Raw genomic sequence first — 1,764 nt, 5'->3', positions numbered from 1 at the left:
ATGTTGATTTTCGTTGAGAACTGGGTTCTTCCGCACTTTTCGTGATGGGTATCTTGTACTGAGGTTCCGGAACTGGGAAATCCAGAAAGTCGTTCACTTTCATGGATATTCCCCAGTGTCACGCCTTCGGTCTCTTGATCTTCCCCGTTCCCTCGTCGTTCGTCGTGTTGTTGCACTGGATAACAGAGTGAAGATCGAAGTCGGTCTGCGAAAACGGAGTGCAGTGTGTCCGGACTGTCAGTGCCGGCACAACGCATTCACAGTTTCTATCAGAGAAAACTCGCGGATCTTCCATGGCAGGGCCGTCCAGCCACGCTGATCGTTTCTGTGCCGCGCTTTTTCTGCCAGACGATGCTTTGTCCACGTCGGACGTTTGTCATGCCCCTTGAGGGGATAACCGTGCGTCATGACAGACAGACCACACGTCTTGCCGATCTTCATTATTATATCGCCCACACCCTGGGCGGTTCCGCTGGAGCACGAATGACCGTGCGCCTGTGTTGCCCCATCAGCGCGGATACTCTTGTCCGCCGTCTTCTCTCACGTGTGCAGAACACCACAAAAGGCACGGCCCTTACACGTGTGGTGGGGGTGGATGACTGGGCATGGCGGCGGGGACATCACTATGGAACGATTGTGGTCGATCTTGAGAAAAATGATGTCATTGACCTCCTGCCAGATCGGGACGCTGATACCCTTGCCCGATGGCTGCAGGTCCACCCCGGTATTGAAATCATTGCCAGAGACCGTGCCGGTACTTATGCAGACGGATGCCGCAGAGGCGCACCATCCGCTCTTCAGGTGACAGACCGCTGGCATCTGCTGAAGAACCTGTCAGACGCTTTTGTCAGCATTCTGGACCGTTTTACGACGACTGTCAGGACCCTGACACGACAGATGAACGTATCAACGGTCGTAAGCAAAATATCTGAAACAATCAGAGCGCATCCAGAAGAGGCGCAGGCGGTCGTCAGGTCAGCCTCTGGGGAACGGCGTGACATTCTTTTCAAGGAAGCTCTTGCCCTGAAAGCAGCGGGACACAGCATTCAGGCTATCGCCACAACGATCGGGGTAGAGAGAAAAACCGTGCGGCGCTGGTTTCAGCGGGGCCATGCACCACCATGGAAAAGAACGGTTCCGTCACGCAGCATACTCGTGCCTTACACAGCCCACCTGGAAAAGAGATGGTCCGAAGGATGTCGCAATAGTCGTCAGCTATGGCGGGAACTCCTGGAGCAGGGCTTTGCAGGACAATATGGCACCGTCTGGAAATGGGTGGCGACGCGACAGGGATGTTCCGCGAAACCCGTTCCTTCCGCGCATGTCGTTGCACCTCGGGGACGCAGACTTGCGCGGCTTCTCCTCGCAGAGGATCCGTTATCTGCCGGACAGGAGGGACTGCTGGTTCCTGCCCTTCTGGAAGCTGAACCGCACCTTGCCGTCACACTCTGCTGGCTCAGGAAAATGCAGACCCTGCTCTGTAAAAGGGGTGACACCTGCACGGGAGGCGATCTGAAGGCTCTGCTGGAAGAAGGAAAGACGACGCTGCTGTCACGTCTGATTCCCGCGCTTGAACGGGATGCGGCTGCCATTGAAGCGTCTCTTGTCACACCTTGGACAACCAGCCCGGTTGAAGGACAGATCAGCCGACTGAAAATGATCAAGCGAACCATGTTCGGAAGAGCAGGCTTCGAACTCCTCAGGGCGCGTGTCCTTCAGCCCGCATAATCAAAAAACATCATCACGAAAAGTGCGGAAGAACCC

Annotated in this window: 1 protein-coding gene; it reads left to right on the top strand. The window is 55.6% G+C overall.

Translation table 11 applies throughout. The annotated features are described in order from the left end of the window. The first annotated feature begins 225 nt into the window (after nt 1–225). Entirely contained in the window at nt 226–1,728 is a 1,503-nt protein-coding gene (locus GXY01S_RS17785; RefSeq protein WP_255210494.1) for an ISL3 family transposase, read from the top strand. The last annotated feature ends 36 nt before the right edge of the window (nt 1,729–1,764 follow it).

The organism is Komagataeibacter xylinus NBRC 15237, assembly GCF_001571345.1.
In the GTDB taxonomy this organism is placed as follows: Bacteria; Pseudomonadota; Alphaproteobacteria; order Acetobacterales; family Acetobacteraceae; genus Komagataeibacter; species Komagataeibacter xylinus.
The sequence above is the reverse complement of the archived record's forward strand: the minus strand, read 5'-3'. Positions and strand labels throughout refer to the sequence as shown.